At 70.8% G+C, this 21,764-nt stretch carries 18 protein-coding genes; 10 read left to right on the top strand and 8 right to left on the bottom strand.

Features of this window, described 5'->3' with window-relative positions; genetic code table 11:
* Positions 1 to 32 precede the first annotated feature (32 nt).
* Positions 33 to 1,460, top strand: coding sequence for an ABC1 kinase family protein (locus WMF14_RS44645; protein WP_437796565.1), 1,428 nt, complete (start codon positions 33 to 35; stop codon positions 1,458 to 1,460).
* 87 nt (positions 1,461 to 1,547) lie between these two features.
* On the opposite strand, the gene WMF14_RS44650 is transcribed toward WMF14_RS44645, so the two are convergent.
* On the bottom strand, positions 1,548 to 2,219 hold the full coding sequence (locus WMF14_RS44650; RefSeq protein ID WP_437796567.1) for a hypothetical protein: 672 nt from the start codon (positions 2,217 to 2,219) through the stop codon (positions 1,548 to 1,550).
* A 76-nt stretch (positions 2,220 to 2,295) separates the two neighbouring features.
* Between WMF14_RS44650 and WMF14_RS44655 the strand changes: the two genes are divergently transcribed.
* On the top strand, positions 2,296 to 3,597 hold the full coding sequence (locus WMF14_RS44655; protein WP_272101850.1) for a citrate synthase: 1,302 nt from the start codon (positions 2,296 to 2,298) through the stop codon (positions 3,595 to 3,597).
* Positions 3,598 to 3,696: 99 nt separating this feature from the next.
* Here the strand turns inward: WMF14_RS44655 and WMF14_RS44660 are convergent, their stop codons facing one another.
* Both WMF14_RS44660 and WMF14_RS44665 read right to left on the bottom strand, forming a co-directional pair.
* Entirely contained in the window at positions 3,697 to 4,899 is a 1,203-nt protein-coding gene (locus WMF14_RS44660; RefSeq protein ID WP_437796570.1) for a protein kinase domain-containing protein, read from the bottom strand.
* A 91-nt stretch (positions 4,900 to 4,990) separates the two neighbouring features.
* A complete protein-coding gene (locus WMF14_RS44665; protein WP_272101848.1) occupies positions 4,991 to 5,212 on the bottom strand; it encodes a hypothetical protein in 222 nt (73 codons plus the stop codon).
* A 160-nt stretch (positions 5,213 to 5,372) separates the two neighbouring features.
* On the opposite strand from WMF14_RS44665, the gene WMF14_RS44670 reads away from it, so the two are divergent.
* The 4 genes from WMF14_RS44670 to ggt all read left to right on the top strand — a co-directional run bounded on the left by WMF14_RS44670 (position 5,373) and on the right by ggt (position 10,715).
* Positions 5,373 to 6,473, top strand: a complete 1,101-nt coding sequence (locus WMF14_RS44670) for a hypothetical protein (protein WP_437796572.1) — start codon at positions 5,373 to 5,375, stop codon at positions 6,471 to 6,473.
* A gap of 108 nt (positions 6,474 to 6,581) precedes the next feature.
* Positions 6,582 to 7,610 carry a WD40/YVTN/BNR-like repeat-containing protein gene (locus WMF14_RS44675; protein ID WP_437796573.1) on the top strand — a complete coding sequence of 343 codons (1,029 nt, stop codon included), beginning with the start codon at positions 6,582 to 6,584 and terminating at the stop codon, positions 7,608 to 7,610.
* A gap of 217 nt (positions 7,611 to 7,827) precedes the next feature.
* Complete coding sequence (locus WMF14_RS44680) at positions 7,828 to 8,661, top strand: hypothetical protein (protein ID WP_437796575.1); 834 nt, start codon at positions 7,828 to 7,830, stop codon at positions 8,659 to 8,661.
* Between the two features lie 155 nt (positions 8,662 to 8,816).
* Positions 8,817 to 10,715: a gamma-glutamyltransferase gene (ggt, locus tag WMF14_RS44685; protein ID WP_437796577.1), complete on the top strand. Its 1,899-nt coding sequence runs from the start codon at positions 8,817 to 8,819 to the stop codon at positions 10,713 to 10,715.
* A gap of 105 nt (positions 10,716 to 10,820) precedes the next feature.
* Here ggt and WMF14_RS44690 read toward each other — a convergent pair whose 3' ends face one another.
* The gene (locus WMF14_RS44690; RefSeq protein WP_437796579.1) at positions 10,821 to 11,567 is read right to left on the bottom strand and encodes a universal stress protein; all 747 of its coding nucleotides are present in this window, start codon (positions 11,565 to 11,567) and stop codon (positions 10,821 to 10,823) included.
* A gap of 172 nt (positions 11,568 to 11,739) precedes the next feature.
* Here WMF14_RS44690 and purB point away from each other — a divergent pair, with 172 nt between their 5' ends.
* Entirely contained in the window at positions 11,740 to 13,038 is a 1,299-nt protein-coding gene (purB, locus tag WMF14_RS44695; RefSeq protein ID WP_437796581.1) for an adenylosuccinate lyase, read from the top strand.
* A 47-nt stretch (positions 13,039 to 13,085) separates the two neighbouring features.
* Positions 13,086 to 14,888 (top strand): DUF885 domain-containing protein, encoded by a 1,803-nt coding sequence (locus tag WMF14_RS44700; protein ID WP_437796583.1) that lies wholly within the window; start codon positions 13,086 to 13,088, stop codon positions 14,886 to 14,888.
* A gap of 104 nt (positions 14,889 to 14,992) precedes the next feature.
* On the opposite strand, the gene WMF14_RS44705 is transcribed toward WMF14_RS44700, so the two are convergent.
* The 3 genes from WMF14_RS44705 to WMF14_RS44715 form a co-directional block, all read right to left on the bottom strand.
* Positions 14,993 to 16,573, bottom strand: coding sequence for a lactate racemase domain-containing protein (locus WMF14_RS44705; protein WP_437796585.1), 1,581 nt, complete (start codon positions 16,571 to 16,573; stop codon positions 14,993 to 14,995).
* A 72-nt stretch (positions 16,574 to 16,645) separates the two neighbouring features.
* Positions 16,646 to 17,308 (bottom strand): HAD family hydrolase, encoded by a 663-nt coding sequence (locus WMF14_RS44710; protein WP_437796586.1) that lies wholly within the window; start codon positions 17,306 to 17,308, stop codon positions 16,646 to 16,648.
* Positions 17,309 to 17,436: 128 nt separating this feature from the next.
* Positions 17,437 to 18,204 carry a phosphoadenylyl-sulfate reductase gene (locus tag WMF14_RS44715; protein ID WP_437796588.1) on the bottom strand — a complete coding sequence of 256 codons (768 nt, stop codon included), beginning with the start codon at positions 18,202 to 18,204 and terminating at the stop codon, positions 17,437 to 17,439.
* 111 nt (positions 18,205 to 18,315) lie between these two features.
* Here WMF14_RS44715 and WMF14_RS44720 point away from each other — a divergent pair, with 111 nt between their 5' ends.
* Together WMF14_RS44720 and WMF14_RS44725 are read left to right on the top strand one after the other, a co-directional pair.
* Entirely contained in the window at positions 18,316 to 19,269 is a 954-nt protein-coding gene (locus tag WMF14_RS44720) for an ArsA family ATPase (RefSeq protein ID WP_437796590.1), read from the top strand.
* A 9-nt stretch (positions 19,270 to 19,278) separates the two neighbouring features.
* Positions 19,279 to 20,487, top strand: a complete 1,209-nt coding sequence (locus WMF14_RS44725; protein ID WP_437796592.1) for a hypothetical protein — start codon at positions 19,279 to 19,281, stop codon at positions 20,485 to 20,487.
* Positions 20,488 to 20,682: 195 nt separating this feature from the next.
* On the opposite strand, the gene WMF14_RS44730 is transcribed toward WMF14_RS44725, so the two are convergent.
* Entirely contained in the window at positions 20,683 to 21,708 is a 1,026-nt protein-coding gene (locus WMF14_RS44730) for an NADP-dependent oxidoreductase (protein ID WP_272101834.1), read from the bottom strand.
* Between the last annotated feature and the right edge of the window lie 56 nt (positions 21,709 to 21,764).

Below are 21,764 nucleotides of genomic sequence, written 5' to 3' on the forward strand. Positions count from 1 at the left end.
TGCGGTAGCATGGTGCGGCTGCTTTGCCGCACATGACGCTCGCCGTCCGACTCTTCCGCGCGCTGCTCGCGTTCTCGGTCATCCTGACGAGCTACCTCATCCAGCTGGGGCTCGCGCGGGTGTTCGCGAGGCGCCTCGGGCGCGGCTCGCCTGCGGGTGAGCCGCCTGGCTGGCTCGTCGCGCGCCGCGCCCGCGTCGATCAGAACAACGCCCGGCGCCTGCTGCGCGTCATGCTCCAGCTGCGGGGCGTCTTCATCAAGCTCGGCCAGGTGCTGTCCATCATGGGCGGCTTCTTGCCTCGCGCTTACGGCAAGGAGCTCGAGCAGCTCCAGGACCAGGTGCCGCCGCACCCGTTCAGCGATCTCGAGGCCGCGCTGCGCGCGAGCTTCGGCCGCTCGGCGGGCGAGCTGTTCGCGTCGATCGAGCGCGCGCCGCTCGCGGCCGCGTCGCTGGGGCAGGTCCACGTCGCGCGCCTCCGCGACGGCCGCAAGGTCGCGGTCAAGTTCCTCTACCCTGGCATCCGCGGGATCATCGCCGTCGACCTGCGCGTCCTGCGCCTCGCGATCCTCGTCTACAAGCGGTTCGTCCCGGTGGGGCACATCGAGCGGGTGCACGAGTCGCTGGTCGATCTGCTCCGCCGGGAGACCGACTACCTGCACGAGGCCGCGTGCATGGAGCGGATGGCGCAGAACTTCGAGGGGGACGCGGGCGTCGCGTTCCCGGAGGTCGTCCACGAGCTCACGACGCGCGACGTGCTCACGATGACCTTCATGGAAGGCATCAAGATCACCCGCCTCGACGAGCTCCAGAGCGCGGGCGTCGAGCCCTCGGACGTGGCGCTCAGGCTCGTGCAGGCCTTCTACAAGATGCTCTTCGCGGATCGCTTCTTCCACGCCGATCCGCACCCGGGGAACTTCCTTGTCGCCCCACGGAGCGCGGAGGAGGGCGGCTTTCGCCTCGTCGTCCTCGACTTCGGCGCGAGCTGCGAGGCCCAGGACGAGCTCATCGACGGGCTCCTCGACATCCTGAAGGGCATCTTCGCGCAGGACGACGCGGCGGTCGTGCGCGGCTTCCGGAGGATGGGCTTCGTCGCGCCCGGGGGCAACGACGCGCTCCTCGAGAGGACCGTGAAGACCTACTTCGCGAAGCTGCTCAAGATCCGGGATCGCACGCCGGCGGCGCTGATGCGCGCCCGCCCCGAGCAGCTGGAGCGGCTCGCGGATCCCGAGCTGGAGCGCGGTGAGCTCCAGGAGCTGATGCGGTCGTTCGAGTACCCGGAGGACTGGTTCTATGTCGAGCGCGCCTGCGTGCTCCTCTTCTGGCTGGCCGCCCAGATCGATCCCCACCTCGACACGATGGCGGCCGGCTTTCCGTACCTGATGCCGCTCATGGCGGAGCGCGAGGCCAAGGCCGGGTCCGACGGATCGGGCCCGGCGCCGCGCCGCTCGCCTGCGGATTGACCCAAGGCTCATCAACCCGTGCACCACGCGCAACACGCGTTTCGCGCGCGTTTCGCAGGTGTTTCGTCTGCGCCTTTCGCCTGCGCGCTACCGTGTTGGAAGGGGGCTGAAGCGCGGGCCGGGGCGGGTCAGCCCGAGCTTCGCCAGGAAGGGCGCATAACTCGAGTCCCGATCTGCCATGATCTCCGCGAGCCTGATCTTGACTGCGGCGATCCCTGCCCCTTCAAGGCGTCGGTAATTGTCCTCGGCGGGGTCGACCGCAGGCTCGACGCCTGCCCCCGCGAGGACGGTCCCAGTATGGTTCAGCCCCTCTGGAATCGTTTGTACAAACGGGTCTGGCGCGTGTCGGAGGAGACCGACGAGCCGGTGCGAGTTCGTCTCGTCCCCCGCCATCTCGGGGTGGAACGCGGCCAGTACCGGCGCGGGGCTGAAGCGCCGCCGCAGCTGTTCACCCAGGCGCGATGCGAAGCGCTCGAACTGGGGCGACGGAGTATGGATGCACGGGAGAACCAGGTGCACCACCGCGGAGTCGGCCTCCTCCATGGCCGCCAGCGCCGTCTCCAGGACGGGCTCGCGATCGAGCAGGACGTAAAAGCGACCGAATCCGGTTGCGGCGTCGCGCATGAACGGGCAGAGCCGGTAGCGAGCGACGACCTCGTCGGCGTAACGCCCGTGGACTCGGCGCACCTCGGCCGCAAACCGAGGCGCCTCTGGGTGGTGGGCCAGCTCCCCCCGCACGACCGGCTCGCTCAAATGCATCACCTCATTTTCTCGGGGAAGCATTCTTCCCTCGGCCCGTGATAGCTTACGCCGCGCTGCGGCGGAAGGAGGAGGCGTGCAGGAGACCGCGAAGTTAACGCTGAAGAAGAACGGTGGGGAGCAGACGATCGAGTTGCCTGTGATCACGGGCACCGAGGGGGAGAAGGCGATCGACGTCGCATCCCTTCGCTCGAAGACCGGGTACGTTTGCATCGACCCGGCCTTCGTCAATACGGCCTCGACCACGAGCTCCATCACGTTCCTCGATGGGGAGAAGGGCATCCTCCGCTACCGCGGCATCCCGATCGAGCAGCTCGGCGAGAAGTCGACCTTCGTGGAGACCTCGTACCTCCTGATCTACGGCAAGCTGCCGAGCAAGAGCGAGCTGTCCCGGTTCTCCACGCTGCTCACCCGGCACTCGCTGATCCACGAGGACATGAAGCGCTTCTTCGACGGCTACCCGTCGACGGCGCACCCGATGGCGATCCTCTCCGCGATGGTGCTCTCCCTGTCGAGCTACTACCCGGAAGCGATCGACGTGAAGAACACCGAGCACCTCGACATCACCATCGCGAGGCTGCTCTCCAAGGTGCGCACGATCGCCGCGTTCTCGTACAAGAAGTCGATCGGCCAGCCGTTCGTCTACCCGCACAACTCGCTCTCGTACTGCGCGAACTTCCTCAACATGATGTTCTCGGTCCCGGCGGAGCCGTACGAGATCGACGAGGACATCGTGAAGGTGCTGAACCTGCTCCTGATCCTGCACGCCGATCACGAGCAGAACTGCTCGACGTCGACGGTGCGCCTCGTCGGGAGCTCGAAGGCGAACCTCTTCGCCTCGGTCGCCGCTGGCATCTGTGCGCTCTGGGGCCCGCTCCACGGCGGCGCGAACCAGGAGGTCGTGACGATGCTCGAGGCGATCCGCTCGGACGGCGGCGACGTCTCGAAGTTCGTCAAGCTCGCGAAGGACAAGACCTCGAACTTCCGCCTGATGGGCTTCGGCCACCGCGTGTACAAGAACTACGATCCGCGCGCCGTCCTCATCAAGGCGGCCGCCGACAAGATCCTGGCGAAGCTCGGCATCAAGGATCCGCTGCTCGACATCGCGCAGCGCCTCGAGGAGACCGCGCTGAAGGACCCGTACTTCGTCGAGCGGAAGCTCTACCCGAACGTCGACTTCTACAGCGGCATCATCTACCGCGCGCTCGGCTTCCCCACGAACATGTTCACCGTCATGTTCGCGCTCGGGCGCCTCCCCGGCTGGATCGCCCACTGGAAGGAGATGAACGACGACCCGACCGGCAAGATCGGCCGTCCGCGGCAGATCTACACCGGCGAGAACGCCGTCGACTACACGCCGCTCGACGAGCGCGCGTGACCGCGGCGGGGCCCAGCGGCCCCGCCTGCACCTTCCACCGACGATCCCCTCACCTCGACGAGCGCGCCCCTGGCGGCGCGCTCGCGGCCCGTCAGCGGCTCATCTCATCACCAGCAGGACGACGATCACCGCCACGATGACGCCCGTGACGAGCGAGGCGCCGCCGACGAGCAGGAGCAGCTTGCCCGTCGAGAGCTGCGAGAGCGACGCGCCAGAGCGGGAGGGCGCCGACGGGTTGTCGTCGAGCGTTCGCTCCGGTCGGCTCATCGAATGCGAATGGCGAGGGGCCGCGGCCGGCTCCACCACGGTGGGCTGCGGGCGCGCGCTCGGTGAACCGCCCGCGTGCAGCGGAGGCGCCGGCTGAGATATGGGCTGGCCGGCGCGGATCCGCCCCTCGATGACGGCCTGCGCATACGGAGGCAACGCGCCTGCGCGTACAGCGCGGACGTCTGCGCGCATGGTCTCGGCGTTCGGGTAGCGATGGAACTTGATGAACGCCAGCGAGCGATCGACCACGGCAGCGACGGCGGGTGAGATCCCGGGCGCGACCGAGGCGAGCGGCGGCGCGGCCTCGGTCGCGGCGGCGATGACCTCCATGGCCTCCGTCACCTCGCCGTGCACCTGTCGGCCCGAGAGCAGCCGGAACATCGTCGCCCCGAGCCCGAACAGGTCGGTGCGCCCGTCGATGTCGTGGATGAGCCCAGTCGCTTGCTCCGGCGCCATGTACGTCGCCGTGCCCATGATCATGCCCGTCTTGGTCGCGGTCTTCTCGGGCAGGCCGGTGAGCCCGTCGACGACGCGCGCGATGCCGAAGTCGAGCATGCGCACGCGCCCGTCGTTGCCGAGGTGGATGTTCTCGGGCTTGAGATCGCGGTGCACGACGCCGCGCGCGTGCGCGATCGCCAGCGTCTCGAGCACCTGGTCGGCGAGCGCGAGCACCTCGCCGACCGGCATCGTCCCTGTGCGGGCCATCCGATCGAAGAGTGTCTCGCCCTGGAGCGCCTCCATCGTGAGGTAGGCGAGGCCCTCCTGCGTCTCGCCGGAGCCGAGCATGCGCACCACGCCGGGCACCGCGTCCGCCCCGCCGAGCGTGTTGCCGATGAACCCCTCACGCAGGAAGCGCTTCCGCACCTCGGTGATCGCGTTGAGCTCCGGGTGCAGCACCTTGAGGGCGACCTGAGAGCCGTCCGCCGCCCGCCCGAGCAGCACGCTCCCCATGCCGCCGGTGCCGAGCACCCGCTCGATCCACCACGTCCCGGCGAACGTCTTGCCGACCCAGTGCTCCGCGTCGTCGTCGTACACGAGAGGCGCCCTCTTTCGACCAGCGGCCATCCGAGGAGAGAGATCTCAGCGGCGAAGCCACTGGTAGGCCGCTCCGCAGCGGGCGCGCAAGCTAATTGATGGAGGTCGTGCCGAAGCGCGGGTCGTCGTCAAGCCGCTCGGCCGCTGCCTTGAGCCCGGAGGCGACGCCCCGGAACGCGTCCGCTGGCATGCGAAACGTCACGCCAGGGCCGATGAGTGTCACGTGAACGGTGCCACACCCGCACCGTGTGATGCGCGTCGCCTCGTTCGAGGCGAGCTCGGTGTGTGGACCGCATTTGTTGGGCGCCGCCATGGTTGAACCTCTCCCACATCCTAGCAGCACCGGCCAGCGCTCGGCCACGACACCCCGGCGCCCGACGGAACCCTGCCCGCCCCGTGACGCGATCGCCCTGAAATTGCGCAGCCGTGTATATCTCTTCTCCTCATCGCTGCGCGATTGCCTGGAGGGACTCATGGCTGTTCGATGCCTGACGCTTGGTTTGCTTCCCGTCGTCCTGGGGGCCGTGGCCTGCGTTGACGGGGGCGGGGACGTGACGCCCGTGCCGGTCGACGAGTCGCTGCTGGATGTGCCGCCGGTCGGCCAGGGCTTCCAGATGCAGACCGAGGAGACCGAGGTGCCGGCGGGGGTCGAGCAGCAGGACTGCTACTTCTTCAAGGTCAGCGAGCTCGCCGCGTCGAACGGGCTGGACCCGGCCAAGCCCGTGAACCTCCACCGCGTGCAGATCGCGCAGCGCGACGGCTCGCACCACATGAACATCTTCCGCGTGAAGACCGTGAAGGGGCTGGGGCCCGAGGGCGGGCGCATCCAGAAGAACCAGAACGGGGTGGGGGAGTGCTTCAAGAGCCCCAACTGGGCCGACTGGCCGCTCATCGCGAACTCCCAGCAGAACGGCCAGGTCGACTGGGAGTTCCCCGAGGGCGTCGCGAACGTCCTCGCGCCCGACGAGTGGCTGATGCTGCAGACGCATTACGTGAATGCGACGTCGCAGAAGACCCCCGAGGCGGTCGGCCGCGTCCGGGTGAACTTCTGGGCGCTGCCCGACGCCGAGGTCAAGGCCGAGATGGGCACCGTCTTCGCGACCAAGCAATCCATCCGTGTCTGTCAGTCGAACCCGACGCCCACGTTCGAGGGCTCGTGCCAGATCAACAGCCCCTCTCCCGTGAAGATCATCGGCGCCAACGGCCATTTCCACAGCCGAGGCACGCGGTTCGACATGTATGCATGGGACGGCAAGACCATCGGCACGCCACCGGCCTCGGATCGCTTTTACACATCGACCGCGTGGGACGACCCGCCGATGCTCACGTCGCCGGAGCTCGACAGGGAGCTCCCGACGAACGGCGGCGTCTGGTACGGATGCACCTTCGAGTGGCAGCAACCGGACCCGTCCGTGGGGTGCAAGGGGCTCGACGATTACGACGTGACCAAGAACGGGACAGCCGAAGAGTCGCTCGATTGCTGCTACACGTTCGGGCCGATCGTCGAGAAGAACGAGCACTGCAACATCTTCGTCTATTACTATCCGAAGCAGGACGACGTGTTCTGCAACTGAGCCTCTCGTGGCGGCGCGCCAGGCGGACGCGGGTGGCCGACATCGGCGGCGCGCCGGCAGGACCTCTCCAGGCTGGTCTTCTATCCCATGCGCACCTGCTTTCACTCCATGGCACTGGCGGCGCTCGGCGCGATCGCCCTCGCCGGCTGCCCCGGTGATCCTGCGAAGCCTCCTGAGCAGGAGCCGCCCGCCTGGCGCGTGCTGCTCGACGAAGACGATCTCGACCGAGCGGTCCTTTCGATCTGGGGGACGGCGCCCGACGACGTGTTCGCCGTCGGGGGGCCGCTCGGCAATACAGGCCTCAGGGCGCTCGCGCTGCACTACGACGGGGCGACGTGGCGCGAGCTCCCGGCGGGCGGGGATGCGACCTTCTGGTGGGTGGCCGGCTCCGGTCCGCAGGACGTCTGGATGGTCGGCGAGCGCGGCCGCGCCACGCGGTGGGACGGAGCGACGTTCACCGAGCACGAGACGGGGACGGAGGCGACGCTGTGGGGCGTGATCGCGTTTTCACCCGACGATGCCTGGGCCGTCGGCGGCATGCCCGGCAGCGGCGCGGATGTAGAGAAGGACATCGTCCTCCGCTGGGACGGCAGCGCATGGTCGCGAGAGCCGCTGCCGGTGGCGACCGGCCGGGCGCTCTACAAGGTATGGGGTGAATCTTCCGAGGATCTCTACGCCGTCGGCGAGTTCGGCGTGATCTGGCACCGCGCGGGCTCGACCTGGGAAGTGCAATCCGATCCGCCGATCGCGCAAGGCACCCTGTTCACGGCCGCCGGCTGCAGCCGTGAAGAGGTATACGCGGTCGGCGGGAGAGACGTGCTCCGCTCGGACGGCGCATCGTGGCGCCGGCTCGAGATAGAGCTCACGAACGACGTGAACGGCGTCGCCTGCGGCCGCCCGGGGGAGGTCGCGATCGTCGGTTATGGGGGACTCAAGCAGCGCCTCGTCGACGGGGCCTGGATCGATGAGTTCACCAAGGAACCCTACGCGGATCTCCACGCCGTCTGGGCCGACAGGGAAGGGGCCTTCTGGGCGGTCGGCGGGGACTTCCTTAGCCAGCCGACACCCGGCAGAGCCCGCAAGGGCGTGGTGGCGCGCTACGGAACAGGGCAAATCGCCGACACTGTGAGCCGCTGATCACCACGTCGCAGGTGTCCTCACCTGCCCGGACATGCCCTTCGTGTGGCAGGGCGCATCATGGGACCGTGAACGCGGAGATACGCTGTGGCCGAGCGGTCACGAGCAGCGAGACTTTTTTCTTGGGAAATGCTTCAAAGGGTGGCGCTGGTCGTCCGATTGCAACACCTGCGGAGACCACACGCGGAACCCGCGCTCTGAACCCAGGAGAATTGGCATGCGACGGACCATTGCTCAGCTTTTTGTGAGTGCCTTTACTTTTGCGATCCCTCTGGCCATCGCCTCGTCGGCGTCGGCGGCGCCCGGCCCGGAGGCTTGTGGAAATATCCAGCTCGCAGCGAGCGCAAACTGCGAGTTCCGCACCTCGGGCGGCTGCGAGGTGAGCTGCAAGCCGGTCAACCTCACGGCGGCGTGCGCCGGGAAGTGCGAAGCTGATTGCAACGCCAGCGCGACCGCCGCCTGCAACGTCGACTGCTCCGGGAAATGCGAAGCGGATTGCAACGTCAATCCCGGGAGCTTCGACTGCAGGGCGAGCTGCTCGGCGAGCTGCAAGGGGGACTGCAGCACCAAGTGTTCGGCGAGCGCCAGCGGCAGCGGCTCGCAGGCGGAGTGCGAGGGGGCCTGCAAGGCGAGCTGCGACGGCGAGTGCGGCGCGAGCTGCGAGGGCACGCCGCCGAGCGCGGATTGCCAGGCACAATGCAACGCGAGCTGCGAGGGCGAGTGCAAGGCCGAGGCGAACTTCGACTGCGACATCGACTGCAATGCGGACTGCACGGTCGAGCTCCAGGGCGGGTGTAAGACGAAGTGCTCGGAGCCGGAAGGCGCCCTGTTCTGCAACGGTCAGTATGTCGACGTCGTCGGGAGCCTCCAGGACTGCCTGGATTACTTGAGCTCGCTCGAGATCAACGTGGATGCCCACGCCGAGGCCGAGGCCAGCGTCTCCTGCGCCGCTGCGCCGGGGTCCTCCTCCGCGCCGTTCGCGGGCACCGGGCTCGCGGCGCTCGTCGCCGGCGTGGGCGTGGCCGCCGCGCGCCGCCGCAAGCGGTCCTGAGCGAGATCCGGCGTTCCAGACGGCGCGCGGCGGAGGCGGATCCGGCGCGCGCCGTCTGCGCATCCTCGCGTCCTGAACGAATCCCCCAGGCTGGGCCGCCCCGCGCGGCCTGGCCTAGCGCTCTCCGGCACCGTAGTAGATTCGCGCCCACCCTGATGACCCTGCTCCGTCGTTCGAAGCCGAGCTGGGCGCTCGCCCTCGCGCTGCTCGCAGGCTGCGAGGCGCGCACGCCGCCCGCGCCGCACCCGGCGGCGCCCGCGACGCTCGCGGCCGACGCCGCGCCGGCCGTCGCCAGCGCGAGCGCCGCGCCGCAGGCCGCGAGCGCCGCGGCGGCGCCCACGGCCGACGCCGCGGCGCCGGAGCCGACGCCGCCGGAGCCGCCGATCGCGCTCGCCTCGGGCGGCCCGCGGGCGGTGCGCGGCGACGCCGGGCTCGTGACCTCGGTCGAGGAGCACGCGACGCGCGCGGGCGCGGACGTGCTGCGGCGCGGCGGCAACGCGGTCGATGCGGCGGTCGCCGTGGCGTTCGCGCTGGCGGTGACCCACCCGAGCGCGGGGAACATCGGCGGCGGCGGCTTCATGCTGGTCCACCTCGCGAACGGCGAGACGCAGGCGATCGACTTCCGCGAGGCCGCGCCCGCGTCGGTGACCACCGAGTCGAACATGGCGATGGTGCGCGCCGGCGCGCACGGCTATGCGTCCGCCGGCGTCCCGGGCTCCGTCGCCGGCCTCGCCCTGGCCCATGAGCGGTTCGGCTCCCGCCCGTTCGCCGAGCTCCTGGCCCCGGCGATCGCCCTCGCGCGCAAGGGGCACCGCCTCGGCGCGCGGCAGGCGCTGACCCTGCGCTGGGCGTGGCCGCGGCTGAAGGCCGATCGGGCCGCGAGCGCCATCTGGGGGCGGGGCAAGGCGCCGGTCGCCCAGGGCGAGCTGGTGCGGCAGCTCGATCTCGCCCGCACCCTGGAGACGCTCGCCGCGGAGGGGCCGCGCGCGTTCTACGAGGGCTCCATCGCCGGGAAGATCGCCGGCGCGATGCGTGAGCACGGCGGCCACATCAGCGAGAGCGACCTGCGCGCCTACCAGGCGAAGTGGCGGGTGCCCCTCCGGTTCTCGTACCGCGGCTTCACCGTCGACACGATGCCGCCCCCCTCGATGGGCGGCGTCGCGCTCGCGGAGATGATGCTCACGCTCGAGCGGCTGAAGGCGCACGAGGCGCCCGTCGACTCGGGGCTGTCGCTGCACCTGTTCGTCGAGGCGGCGAAGCGGGCGTACGCCGATCGGCGCAAGGTGAGCGCCGACCCCGATTTCGTCGCGCCCGAGACGGCGCAGCTGCTCGCGCAGCTCCTCGACGGGGCCTACCTGATGCGCCGCAGGCCGCCCGTGGACCCGGAGCGGGCCACGCCGGCGGGCGACATCGCGGCGCCGCTGGGCCCCGTCGCGCAGGAGTCCCCGCAGACGACGCACTTCTCGGTGATCGACGCGCAGGGCAACGCGGTCTCGTGCACGACCACGCTGTCGGCGAGCTTCGGCGCGAGGATCGTGATCCCCGGCACGGGCATCCTGCTCGCCAACGCGATGGGCGCGTTCTCCGAGACGGGGATCAACGCGGTGGCGCCGGGCAAGCGCATGGCGAGCTCGATGACGCCCACCCTCGTGAGCCGCGGCGACAAGGTCGCGCTCGTCCTCGGATCTCCCGGCGGTGACACGATCCCGAACACCGTCGCGCAGGTCCTCCGCAACCTGGTCGATCACGGGATGACCATCGACGAGGCGGTCCGCCACGCGCGCATCCACCACCAGTGGATGCCGGATCGCGTGCGCGTCGAGCGGCTGACGCCTCCGCCGCAGGCCGCCCTCGACGACCTCGCGCGGCGAGGGCACGTCCTCGTGATGGACCCGATGCCGATCGGCGACGCGAACAACCTCCTCGTCGATGCGGCCGGCGTCGCGTGGGGCTACGCGGACACGCGCGAAGGGGGCAAGGCCGAGGGCGTCAGCGCGCCCGACAAGCTCGACCCGGCGGCGCAGGTCGACGCGCATTCGTCGAGCGCGCGGTAGCCCGCGCGGGGCGTCGAGCGCGCGGTAGCCCGCGCGGGGCATCGAGCGGCCGGTAGGTCCGCGCACAGGCGTCGAGCGCGCGGTCGTCCGCCGCGCGCCTCCGCGTCAGCGCAGCCTTGGGTCGTAGTCGGCCGCGTCGGCGTCGTCGTCCTCCTTGGGGCGCACGACGACGACCGGGCACGGCGCGTTCCGCGCGATCCGATCGGCCGTCGAGCCGCCGAAGAGCCGCTGCAGGCGCGACTGAGGGTGCGTGGCCACGACGATGAGATCGGCGCTGAGCTCTCGGGCGAGCGAGACGATCGCCCGGTCCGGCCGGCCCGTTCGGAAGTGCATCGCCATCAGCCGGGCCTGGCCGTCCGCGAACCGGTGCTGGAGCACGCGGAGCGACGGCGGCGACGACGCGCCCGGCGTCGTCACGTCGCGCACTGCAGGGGCGACCTGCCGCGGGCCGACGACCACGGCGTGGATCTCCGTCTCGCCGCGGAGCGCCGCCAGATCGAAGGCGAAGCGCCACGCCCGCCCGCCCGGCTCGGACAGGTCCATCGCGACCACCACGATGTACGACTTCAGCCGGCGACCCGCGCGCACGCTCGCGCGGGCCGGCTCGCTCGCGGGCGCCGGCTCGCTCACGACAGCCGGCGCGCTCGCAGCGGCGGCCGCGCCGCCGGCGCGCCCCGCCGGCTCGCGGCGCCCAGGCTCGGCCCGCGGGGCGGCCGGCGCCTGGCCGATGGCGCTCGGCTCGCTCGCCCCTGCGGGCAGCGTCTCTGGCGGCGCGTCGCCCGCCGCGTGCGGCGTGCGGGCGAACGACCTGCCCTGATCGGCGCGCGCAGGCGCCGGTGCTTCGGTTGGCATCGCGCCAACGTTTGCCGCGCGCCGCGCGTCCGCAAGCGCCCCGCCCGACGGCGCGGCCCGCGCGCGGCGTGGCGCGCGCAGGCGAGCAGCGCGAGCCGGCCCGCGCGCGCCCGGACCTCCCGGGACCACTCCATCCTTGACGCACCCTCCAGACCTTCGCAGCGTCCCGCCCATGATCCCCCGCTACACTCCTGTTGAATTCGAAGAGCTCTGGTCGCCCGCCACCCGATTCTCGACCTGGCTAGAGGTGGAGCTCGCCGCGTGCGAGGCGATGGAGGCCGAAGGGCTCGTGCCCGCCGGCATCGCGAAGGGGATCCGCGCGAAGCAGCTGACGCTCGATCCGGTCCGGATCGATGCGATCGAGCGCACCGTCAAGCACGACGTCATCGCCTTCCTGACGCACGTCGAGGAGCTCGCGGGCGAGGGCGCGCGGTGGCTGCACCGGGGGATGACCTCGAGCGACGTGCTCGACACGAGCCTCGCGGTGCTGCTCGTCCGCGCGACGGACCTGCTCTCGGCGCGGCTCGACAAGCTCTGCAGCGCGCTCGCGCGGCGCGCGGACGAGCACCGGCGCACCCCGATGATCGGCAGGAGCCACGGCATCGCCGCCGAGCCGATCACGTTCGGCCTGGCGCTCGCCGGCCACCTCGCGGAGATGAAGCGCGGCAGGGCGCGCCTGCTCGCGGCGCGCCAGGCGATCGCGGTCGGGAAGATCGCCGGCGCCGTCGGGACGTACGCGCACCTGTCGCCGCGCATCGAGGAGCGCGCGCTCGCCGCCCTGGGCCTGCGCCCCGAGACGGTCTCGACCCAGGTCGTCGCGCGCGACCGCCACGCCGAGCTCTTCACCGCGCTCTCGCTCATCGCGGCGGGCATCGAGCGGCTCGCGACGAACGTGCGGCACTGGCAGCGCACCGAGGTCCGCGAGGCGGAGGAGCGCTTCACCGTGGGCCAGAAGGGCTCGAGCGCGATGCCCCACAAGCGCAACCCCATCCTCAGCGAGAACCTGTGCGGCCTCGCGCGCGTCGTGCGCGCGGCCGTGATCCCGGCGCTCGAGAACGTGCCGCTGTGGCACGAGCGCGACATCTCGCACTCGTCGGTCGAGCGGATGATCGCGCCCGACGCGACCTCGACGCTCGGGTTCATGCTCGACCGCGCCGCCGGGCTCGTCGAGGGGCTCGTCGTCTACCCCGAGAAGCTGCGTGAGAACCTCGATCGCACGGGCGAGCTCTTCTTCAGCGAGGCGGTGCTCCTGGCGCTCGTCCAGAAGGGCAGGCCGCGGCAGGCGGCCTACGAGCTGGTGCAGCGCTGCGCGATGCGCGCGATCGCGGGCGAGGGGCGCTTCCGCGACAACCTCGCCGCCGACGCCGACGTCGCGGCGCTGCTCGCCCCGGACGAAATCGCGCGCTGCTTCGACCTCGACCACGCGCTCTCGCACGTGGACACGATCATCGATCGCGCGCTCCGCGACTGACCTGCGGCGTTGACCTGCGCGGGCCGGTTTGACAGGCTCGGCCCGTCATGGCCGCACCTATACCTGTCCGCTCGCGCTCGCGCTGGCGCCGGCTCGCGGTGCTCGCGCCGCTCGCGGCGCTCGCCGCCTGCAGCGGGAGCGCCTCGGCGCCGCCTCCCTCTCTCGGCGCGGCGCCCCCTCCGGCCGCGGCGCCCCCTCAGGCTGTGGCGAGCGCCGAGCCCGCGCGGCCGGCAGAGGCGCCGCGCGAGCCGTTCCCCGCGCTGCGCGATCGGATCCTGCGCGAGTGGGTCGCGGACGAGCCCGCCTTCGCGCGCTCGCGCGGGCTGCACGAGCAAGACGGCAAGGTCACCGACTACGCCGCCGCGGCGATAGAGCGGCGGCTCGCGCGCCTCGAGCGCGATCGCGCGGCGCTCGCCGCCGTCGACGCCGCGGCGCTCTCCCCGGACGACGCGCTCGACCGCGCGCTGCTCCTCCAGCGGATCGACCTCAAGCTCTGGAGCGGGAGGGACCTCGAGGAGTGGCGCCGGCGGCCGCAGTTCTACGGCGATCTGTTCGGCGTGAACCAGTACCTCGATCGCGCGTACGCGCCGCTGCCCGAGCGCGCGCGGCGCCTCCTCGAGCACGAGAAGGCGGCGCTGGCCCAGGCGCCGCGCATCCTCGAGAACCTCGCGAGCCCGATGCCGAAGCCGGTGATCGAGGTCGCCGTGAAGATCTTCCGGGGCTACGCCGAGTACCTGCGCGGCGACGTCGTCAAGCTGCTCAAGGGCGTGGGCGACCCCGCGTTCCAGGCCGATTTCGAGGAGACGAACGCCGCGCTCGCCGCCGCGGCGGAGAAGCTCGCCGAGCACCTCGCGAAGGTCGAGCTGCCGAAGGGCGACGCGAGCCACGTGCTCGGGGAGGCGCGGTACAGGAAGCTCCTTCTCGCGCAGGAGGGGCTCTCGACGCCGCTCGCCGAGTTCAAGAAGATGGGCGAGGACGACCTCACGGCGAACAAGGCGGCCTACAAGGAGCTTGCCAGGAAGGTGAAGACCTCCCGGCCGAAGGCGGAGCAGCTCCTCGCCGAGGCGACGCGGATGATGGAGTCGGCGCGCAAGTTCATCGTCGACAAGGAGATCGTGAGCCTCCCGTCCGACGAGCGGGCGATCGTGAAGGAAACGCCGCCCTACATGCGCTGGAACGCCGCCTTCCTCGACGCGCCGGGGCCGTTCGATCGGAAGGGGCTCGAGGCGTTCTACTACATCACGAAGCCGGACCCCTCCTGGCCCCGCAAGGAGCAGGAGGAGTACGTGATGCTGCGGGGCACGCTGCTCTCGACGACCGTGCACGAGGTCTACCCGGGGCACTTCGTCCAGGGCCTGTGGGAGAGCCGGGCGCCGACGGACGCGCAGAAGATGTTCGGGAGCTACTCGTTCGTCGAGGGCTGGGCCCACTACGTCGAGCAGATGATGATCGAGCAAGGGTTCGGCAAGGAGGACCCGCAGAGTCGCCTCGGCCAGCTCGCGGACGCGCTGCTGCGCAACTGCCGGGTTGTCGTGTCGCTCGGGGTGCACGCCGAGGGCATGAGCCTCGACGAGGCCGAGCGCCGCTTCGTCGACGACTGCTTCCAGGACCGCGCGACGGCGCGGGAGCAGGCGGTGCGCGCGACGTTCGACCCCGGCTACTTCGCCTACACGCTCGGCAAGCTCGAGATCCTGAAGCTCCGCGAGGAGGCGAAGGCGGCCCTGGGCCCGGCGTTCTCGCTGCGCCGCTTCCACGACGCGCTCCTCTCGCACGGCTCGCCGCCGCTGCCGCTCGTCCGCGAGCGCGTGCTCGCCGAGCTCGGGGCGCCGGCGAGGAAACAGCCCTTATAAAGGCCCCGCTCTACAGCGGCTTCCGCTTGGAGCAATGGGCGCGGAAGAGCTCGTAGGTGCCGTCGATGAGGCGCAGCCGCACGCTGCGCCCCTCCGCGGGCGCGCTAGACCGTCACGTCGGCCATGAAGATCGGCGGGGTGTGCAGGGCCAGGATCTCCGGCGCGGGCGGGGCCGACTGCTTCGCCATCCGGAGCGCCTCGTCCATCGTGCGCGCCGTCTCCCAGCCGAGCAGCTGCGGGATGTACTCGTTGTCGGCGCCGACCACGATCATGCGGCCGATGTGCTGCCGCCCCGCCTCGCCCCAGTACCACATGAAGAACGGGTGGGTCGGGTGGTACGCGTGCCCGAAGCGGTACATCTCGATGTAGGCCGGGTTCTCCGAGAACTTCTTCTCGTACCGCTTGTGCAGCTCCATCGCGTCCCGCGTCTCCGGCAGGAGCCGGTGCACGAACTCGATGTACGGGGCGTGGTGCTCGTTGTCGAACAGGTCGGTGCAGGGGTGGAGGATGATCATCGTCCCCCCCTTCTTGAGCATCGGCGCGCCGCGGTAGAGGTTGAACAGGTACCCGTTCGCCATCACCTGCACGAGCAGCGGGTTCAGGAACGAGTTCACGTTGTACGGGCTGATGTACGGGATGCCCGTGATCAGGATGTCGGCCTGGCCCGTGACCGGGACGAGGTACTGATCGAAGCTGCGCTTCAGCGTGTGCTCGTGGACGGCCTCGGTCTCGCCGGCGAACACCCCGGTCACCCCGAACGGCGAGGGGACGCGCTGGAAGATCGCCTGGCGCGCGGGCTGCGGCACCTTGGAGAGCGTGAAGCGGAGGGCGCGCAGCGCGCTCTTCTCGCCCGCGCTGAGGTCGTCCTCGTTCTTCGCGAGGAACTCGAGCGGGCGATCGAACATGCGGTTGTTGATCGTCGTCTCGATCGTGAAGACGTTGAGCTTCTTGTTGGCCAGCCGGCCCATGCGCTCGACGCTCGTGTGCAGCGCGGAGCTCTTCGGATCCATGTACGAGTAGCAGTCGCGCATCACCCGCGGGTTGTGGTGCGCGCGCAGGCTCCGGTACCCGCACAGGCCGACGGCGACCGACTTGTGCCCGCCGTCCATCGGCACGAGGTTGAGGTTCACGTAGATCACGAGGTCGCTGTCGACCGCGCGCTTGTTGAGCTCGACCTCCTCGCCGACGTCGGTCGTGCCGACGTACTTCATGTTGGCGGCGTTCTCGGCGTCGTGGTTGTAGAGCCGCTTCGGCCAGTAGGCGTTGAAGATCCGGTCGCCGACGATGTGGCGGACCTCCCAGTCCTTCATGCGCCGGTGGACGCTCGTGGCGATGATGATCTCGACGTCGTCGACCCCGTAGTCGGCGAGCAGGTCGAGCACGATCGTGAGCACCCGCTCGCGGATGTCGGGGCGCTTCATCTGGGGCAGCGGCAGCGAGATGTCGTCCACCGCGATCGTGACCTTCATCCCCGGGCGGAGCTTCGCGTAGAGCGGCTCCGAGTTGTACGGGTGGTTGATCGCGTAGCGGATCGCGGCGTCGACGTCCTTCAGCGGCTCGATGGGCGGCTTCGCGTAGAGCACCCGGGTGCCGGTGGGCAGGTCGACCTCGACCAGCTGGTCGCCTGAGAAGAGCACCCGGGGGGCGCTGCGGCTGTCTAGCGTGACGACGCAAGGATGGCTCATGGGACCTTCAGAGCAGGGGGTGCGACGTGTTGGGCTGGGGGGTGGCCTCCCGCCGTCCGGGGGAGGCAGGGGTCATGCGGCGAGGTGGAGGATCGGCCAGTGGTACGCCTGCGCGAGCATCTTGAGCTTGCGGTCCGGGTTCACCGCCGCCGGGTAGCCGACGACCGAGAGCATCGGGACGTCCGAGTAGCTGTCCGAGTAGGCGAAGCACTCGTCGAGGTCGTGCCCGTGCGCGTGGGCGTGCTCGCGGATGAGCCGCGCCTTCTCGGGCCCGGCCACCACCGGGCGCAGGAGCTTGCCCGTCGCGAACCGATCCTTCACCTCGAGGCGGTTCGCGATGATGCCCGTCGCGCCGAGGTGATCGGCGAGCAGCTGCATCAGGAAATCCAGCGCGCCGGAGACGAGGACGACGTCGTGCCCCTTGTCGAGGCTGCACTTCACGAGGTCCCGCGCCTTCGCGTAGATGGCCGGCTTGAGCACCTTCGCGAACGCCTCCTCCGCGAGCGCCACGAGGCGATCCTCGGAGACTCCATCGAACGAGCTGAAGAGCAGCTCGTTGAAGAGGCGCCGATCCTGGAGCTCCGCCATCGCCATCCACGGCGCCTTCACGAGGGCGCGGCCGAGCTTCGCGAGGCTGTGCATCGGCGTTGGCTGGTTCAGCATGTAGAACACCGTCGGGTGCACGAGGTTCGTCGTGACCAGGGTGCCGTCTACGTCGAAGTAGCTCGCCGGCATGCGGGGCAAATCTCCCTGCATGCCGTTTGAGTCAAGATCGAGCTGCCGCGAACCGGTGTTCGCAGGCGATCGTCACGCCGCGTCGAGGTGCCACGCCGCGTCGACGTGCTCGCGCGGGCCGTCGAGCATCACGCCGCGAACAGGCGCTCGTACCGGTCGTCGAGGTCGACGCCGCCGTCGGTGTCTCCCCGGTCCACGGGGTTGATCCCGCAGTACTCGACGCTCGCCAGGTGGCGCCAGCGCCCGGCGCGCTCGGGCTCGTCCGGCAGCACCGGCGTCGTGCAGGGGAAGCAGCCGATGGTGCGGAAGCCCATCCCGTGCAGCGGGTTCTCGATCGCGTCCTCGTGCGCGGCGAAGTACGCGTCGAGCTCCTCGCCGGTCAGCGACGCGAAGGGGTGGACGCGGAGCGTGTTGTTCGCGGGGTCGAGGCCGAACGGCGCGACCTTGGCGCGGGCGCCGCCCTCGCCCCGCCGCAGCGCCGCGACGAGCGCGTCGTAGCGGCCCCGGATGGCGCTCAGCGGGGCCGATTTGCGGAGGTCGCAGCAGCGCTCCTGGCCCTCCTTCGAGAGGTAGAGCAGCCCTTCGTCGCGCGTCTGCTGCGCGAAGGTGCGCTCGGGCGAGAGCGTGACGACGCGCAGGTTCGGGTGGGTCCGCGCGAGCTCGTCGCGCGTGGCGAGCGTCTCGGCGTGGAGCACGCCGGTGTCGACGAAGACCACGTCGAAGGAGAGCCCGGCGCGGTCGGCCATGTGGCACAGCGCCGTCCCGGCGCGCTGCATGCTGCTCATGATGGCCGCGCGCGGGCCGAAGGACTCGCGGACGAAGCGGAGGAGCTCCACGGGTGACGCGCCCTGGAAGCGTCGGTTCAGCGGTTCGAGGTGTCGCTCGGTGATGCGCATGAGCGATGCATAGCAGAGCCCGTTTCCTTGATCCGGGTTGCCTTCGCCTGAGCTTGCGCGTAACTCCGCTGGCGAGGAATGACCAGCGTCCATCAAGCCTCAGAAGCGGGCGTGCTCGGCCATGGCCTGCCGGAGCTCGAGCGCCGGCGCTTCCTGTTCGTGACCGGCAAGGGAGGCGTCGGGAAGACGACGATCTCGGGGGCCCTCGCCCTCGCCTTCGCGGCCCGCGGCAAGCGCGTCCTCGTCGCGATGTGTCACACGAAGGAGCGGCTCTCCGCCATCCTCGGCTCGAAGCCGATCGGCCCTGAGGTGATGCAGGTCGGCCAGCGCGTGTGGGCGGTGAACATCTCGCCGGACAGGGCCCTCCGGGAGTACGGCGAGATGGTCCTGAAGGTGCGCGCCGCGGCCGATCTCGTCTTCGACAACAAGTACACGCGCACCTTCTTCCGCGCGGTGCCCGGGCTGTTCGAGTGGGCGATGCTCGGCAAGGCGTGGTTCCACACGACGGAGCTGCTCCCGGACGGCTCCAACCGCTTCGATGTGGTCCTGCTCGACGCGCCCGCGACGGGGCACGGGGTGGACATGCTGCGGGTGCCGAAGGTGATCCTCGACGTGGCGCCGCCGGGCATCCTGCGCCGGGACGCCGAGGCGGCGTGGGCGATGTTCAGGGATCCCGCGCGGAGCGGGGTCGTCGTGGTGACGCTGCCGGAGGAGATGCCGGCCACGGAGACCGTCGAGCTCGTGGCGGAGGTCCGGGGCGACCTTGGCCTGCCCATCCACCGGGTGATCATCAACGGCGTGCTGCCGGCGCTGTTCTCGCCCGAGGAGCAGCGGGCGCTCCTCGTCGACCCTGCGCGCCTCGACATCCAGGCGCCGGCGCGCGCCGCGGACACCGTCGAGAGCGCCTTCGTGGCCGGCGCGCGGCGGGCGATCCGCGAGTCGGTGCAGCGCGAGAGCCTGGCCCGCCTGCGCCGCGATCTCGACCTGCCCACTGTGATGCTGCCGTTCCTCTTCGACGAGGGCTCTACGGTCGCCGGCACGCGGATGCTGGCCGAGCGGCTCTGAGCGAGGCCGATGCCGGCGGCCCTGCTGCGAGCGAGCCCGCTGCTCCGCGATGGACGCGCGCTGCTCGACGCCGATCGCCTCGTCCACGCGGGGGTCGCCGATCGGCGCGCGAGCTTCGAGCTCGCCTTCACGGCGATGCCGACCCACACGGGCTTCCTCGTGGTCGCTGGCGTAGAGGCGGCGCTCGAGGCGCTCGCCGTGGACGGAGCGCGCTTCGACGCGGCGGCGGTCTCCGCGGCGCGCGCGGCGTGCGGTCTGAGCGACGCGCTCGAGGAGCGGCTCGCCGGCGCGCCGCTCTCCGTCGACATCGACGCGATGCCCGACGGGACGATCGCCTTCCCTGGGACGCCCGTCGCCTCGGTGGAGGGGCCGTTCGTCGAGGCGCTGCTCGTGGGCGCGCTGCTCGTCCCGGCGCTCCGCCGCGGCACGGCCGTGGCGACGCGGGCCGCGCGGCTCCACATCGCGGCGGGCGGCGGCGACATCGTCGACGGGTCGTCGGCGAGCGTGCCGTTCGCCGACGAGGCGCTCGCGCTCGCCCGCGCGGCGCACGTGGGCGGCGCCGCGGCGACGACGAGCGCGCTCGCGGCCACGGCGCTCGGCATCCCGTTCCGCAGCGAGGCGGGGATCGACCTCGGCGAGCTCGCGCCGCCGCCGTCCCCGCTCGAGGGCAGCTGGCCCTGGTACGCCGATCGGATGGTCGACCTCGGGGGCCAAGACGAGGAGGCGCTGCTCCTCGAGGCGAGGCGCGTGGGCGCGAGCGCGGGCGGCTGGGTCGCGTCGGGGCTCGCGGAGGCCGCCGAGGGGCTGCCGGCGGCGCGCTGCGAGCTCGTGGCGCTCGAGGAGTCGGGCGCGTGGGCGCTCCGGCAGGGCACGAGCGATCGCGGCGACGTGATCGCGGGGCGGAAGATGGTGGCGCGCTACTACGACGAGGCGGGGCGCGCGGCCTTCGACGTGATCCACCTCGCGCACGAGCGGATGCTGGCGCCGCGCGCGCTCGGGGCCGCGCGGCTCGCCCCGCTCGCGCGCGCGGCGATGCGCGGCGGGCGCGCGCTCGAGTCGCCCGAGCCGGCGAGCGCCGGGCGCGAGCGCTCCCTGGCGGCGCGCCAGCTGCTGCCGGACGCGGTCGCGCTCCTGCGCGCGCCGGCGAGGTACCCGGTGCAGCTCTCGCCGGCGCTGATCGCGCTGCGGGAGCCGGATCCGCCGGGGGGGCTGCGGTAGTCTCCTTGTGAGCTCGACATCTCGCTGAGCTGACCGGCCCGCAGGGACGGAGCTCGTCGCCGGAGGTGTGGATTGATGTCCCGGCCATCAGCGCGCGAATCGCAGCGACGGCGCCTATCCCCATCAGGGACTTGGCCCTTGTGCTTCACCGCCCTGCCGCGCCTCGTCGACATGGGCGTTCGCCGGCCTGGCCGACTACTCGGAGACCTTGATCAGCAGCTTTCCAATCTTGTTCGGCTGGAAGAGCATCGCGAGCGCATCCGGGGCGTTCTCGAGGCCCTCCACCACGCGCTCGCGCCAGGTGATCCTGCCCTCCTTGATCCAGCCGTAGATCTTCTCGAAGGCCTCGGGGAAGCGCGCTTGATGATCGAGGATGACGAAGCCCTGCACCCGGAGACGCTGCATCAGGATGAGCGGGAAGCGCACAGGGCCCGGGCGGGGTTGCTTGTCGTTGTATGTCGAGATGAGGCCGCAGACCGTGACCCTGCCGAAGAGGTTCATCTTGTCCAGCACGGTGTCGAGGATGTCGCCGCCCGCGTTCTCGAAATCGATGTCGACGCCATTCGGACACGCGCGATCGAGCGCCGCCGCGACATCCTCGGTGCGGTAATTGATGCAGGCGTCGAAGCCGAGCTCCTCGGTCACATAGCGGCACCCGGCGTCGCTGCCGGCGATGCCCACCACGCGACAGCCAGCGATCTTGCCCATCTGGCCGACCAGGGAGCCCACGGAGCCGGCGGCCGCGGACACGACGATGGTCTCGCCGGGCCTCGGCTGCGCGATATCGAAGAGGCCGACGTAGGCGGTGAAGCCGCCGGTAATATGAAGGGGGCAGAGGAAGGCGCCGAGCGGGACGTCCAGCGCGGGCAAGCGCGTGAGGGCGAGTTCGCCGGGAGCCGCGACGTTGTAGTCCTGCCAGCCGAGGAGGCCGGACACGAGGTCTCCCGCGTTATAGTCGGGGTGACGGGAGCGCTCGACGACGCCGACGCCGACCGCGCGCATCACCTCGCCCTGGTTCACGGGCGGCATGTACTGCTTCATGTCGCTCATCCAGAGGCGGTTCGTCGGATCGACGGACAGGTAGCGTGTGCGGACGAGGACTTCGCCATCGCCAGGCTCACGGACCGGAGCCTCGCGGAGCTCGAAATGGCTGCGGTCCGGCGGGCCCTCGGGGCGCGCCTTCAGGGTGTAGCGGCGGTTGGAGAGGGACGAGGTGCTCATCACACGAAGCTAGACGCCCGGAGGTTCCACCGGAAGATGCAACCCGACCCGGCGGA

Origin of the sequence: Sorangium sp. So ce693, assembly GCF_051521375.1 — a bacterium.
In the GTDB taxonomy this organism is placed as follows: domain Bacteria; phylum Myxococcota_A; class Polyangia; order Polyangiales; family Polyangiaceae; genus Sorangium; species Sorangium atrum.

What these genes read in the sequence shown, in the direction of transcription:
- WMF14_RS44645 (WP_437796565.1), top strand. Translation starts at nt 33, where the DNA reads ATGACGCTCGCCGTCCGACTCTTCCGCGCGCTGCTCGCGTTCTCGGTC.
- WMF14_RS44650 (WP_437796567.1), bottom strand. Translation starts at nt 2,219, where the DNA reads ATGCATTTGAGCGAGCCGGTCGTGCGGGGGGAGCTGGCCCACCACCCA.
- WMF14_RS44665 (WP_272101848.1), bottom strand. Translation starts at nt 5,212, where the DNA reads ATGGCGGCGCCCAACAAATGCGGTCCACACACCGAGCTCGCCTCGAAC.
- WMF14_RS44670 (WP_437796572.1), top strand. Translation starts at nt 5,373, where the DNA reads ATGGCTGTTCGATGCCTGACGCTTGGTTTGCTTCCCGTCGTCCTGGGG.
- WMF14_RS44675 (WP_437796573.1), top strand. Translation starts at nt 6,582, where the DNA reads ATGGCACTGGCGGCGCTCGGCGCGATCGCCCTCGCCGGCTGCCCCGGT.
- WMF14_RS44680 (WP_437796575.1), top strand. Translation starts at nt 7,828, where the DNA reads ATGCGACGGACCATTGCTCAGCTTTTTGTGAGTGCCTTTACTTTTGCG.
- ggt (WP_437796577.1), top strand. Translation starts at nt 8,817, where the DNA reads ATGACCCTGCTCCGTCGTTCGAAGCCGAGCTGGGCGCTCGCCCTCGCG.
- WMF14_RS44690 (WP_437796579.1), bottom strand. Translation starts at nt 11,567, where the DNA reads ATGCCAACCGAAGCACCGGCGCCTGCGCGCGCCGATCAGGGCAGGTCG.
- purB (WP_437796581.1), top strand. Translation starts at nt 11,740, where the DNA reads ATGATCCCCCGCTACACTCCTGTTGAATTCGAAGAGCTCTGGTCGCCC.
- WMF14_RS44700 (WP_437796583.1), top strand. Translation starts at nt 13,086, where the DNA reads ATGGCCGCACCTATACCTGTCCGCTCGCGCTCGCGCTGGCGCCGGCTC.
- WMF14_RS44705 (WP_437796585.1), bottom strand. Translation starts at nt 16,573, where the DNA reads ATGAGCCATCCTTGCGTCGTCACGCTAGACAGCCGCAGCGCCCCCCGG.
- WMF14_RS44710 (WP_437796586.1), bottom strand. Translation starts at nt 17,308, where the DNA reads ATGCCGGCGAGCTACTTCGACGTAGACGGCACCCTGGTCACGACGAAC.
- WMF14_RS44715 (WP_437796588.1), bottom strand. Translation starts at nt 18,204, where the DNA reads ATGCGCATCACCGAGCGACACCTCGAACCGCTGAACCGACGCTTCCAG.
- WMF14_RS44725 (WP_437796592.1), top strand. Translation starts at nt 19,279, where the DNA reads ATGCCGGCGGCCCTGCTGCGAGCGAGCCCGCTGCTCCGCGATGGACGC.
- WMF14_RS44730 (WP_272101834.1), bottom strand. Translation starts at nt 21,708, where the DNA reads ATGAGCACCTCGTCCCTCTCCAACCGCCGCTACACCCTGAAGGCGCGC.